The 511-nt window shown below is 57.9% G+C and carries 1 protein-coding gene; it reads right to left on the bottom strand.

Annotated features, from left to right (window positions below; all coding sequences use genetic code 11):
• On the bottom strand, window positions 1-511 hold a 511-nt coding region (locus tag AAE045_RS24465; RefSeq protein WP_455549878.1), incomplete at both ends, for a hypothetical protein.

The following is a 511-nucleotide window of genomic DNA, read 5'->3' as shown; positions in this document are numbered from 1 at the left end:
CTGCTACGCGCGCAGCGCTTAGACACCACGCGATCCAAGAACTCAGCCACGCCTCACTGACCGGGTCTATTTCAGCGACTTCCGAGTCCTGGCTCCGCCCTTTATCCAGTTCAACCGCTGCGGACAGACCTGTTTCTTCGCTATCCTCCAATATGCGTCGAATACCCTCCCGCGCTCGCTCATCTGTGACAAGCGACGCCCATGCTCTATACGAGTCGGTTTGCGTCAGCTGACTTGCGAGATCCATTCGCTCAGTGAATTGCTGCCCCATTCGTCGGATGAAGTTCTGGGTTTCCTCAGCTTCCTGGACGGCGCGGCGAGCGGCATCGTATCCCAAGTGATCCTGCCAAGCCCGGATGTTAGTAATGCTGTCGTAAGCAGCCTTGGCTGCCTCACTGACGGACAGCGACCATCCCGCAAGCGTCTTGTCCAATGCCGCTGCCGCGTAGCTCTCGAGCCGACTTGTTTGGCGCAAGGCTTCCACGGCAAGTTGGTTCTGGTTCTTTGCGAA

Source organism: Dryocola clanedunensis, assembly GCF_038405435.1.
GTDB lineage: Bacteria > Pseudomonadota > Gammaproteobacteria > Enterobacterales > Enterobacteriaceae > Dryocola > Dryocola clanedunensis_A.
Note: the sequence above shows the minus strand (reverse complement) of the source record. Positions and strands in the feature narration are given on the sequence as shown.